Consider the following 258-nt stretch of genomic DNA (forward strand, 5'->3'; position numbering starts at 1 on the left):
TGAAGTTCTCCGACAATTCAAACACGCTATCGTTGGCGATATTGACCGTGATCGTTTGCGTCGTCACACCAGGATTGAACGTCAAGGTACCACTCGTTGCTGTGTAATCGCTACCAGCGGTCGCTGTGCCATTGCTGGTGTTGTAACCAACAGAAACCGTTTGGCCAGACGCTGCCGACAAGGTGACCGTGAAGGTCGCTGTGCCAGCCGCTTCGTTGACGATCACGTCGTTGATCGACAAACTTGGTGTTGCATCGT

Annotated in this window: 1 protein-coding gene; it reads right to left on the bottom strand. The window is 52.7% G+C overall.

The window, feature by feature from the left end; translation table 11 throughout:
* The coding region (locus tag ACO0KW_RS20470) for a Calx-beta domain-containing protein (RefSeq protein WP_423055190.1) at positions 1-258 on the bottom strand (258 nt) is incomplete at both ends.

Origin of the sequence: Undibacterium sp. Ji22W (assembly GCF_049340305.1) — a bacterium.
Taxonomy (GTDB): Bacteria; Pseudomonadota; Gammaproteobacteria; order Burkholderiales; family Burkholderiaceae_D; genus Undibacterium.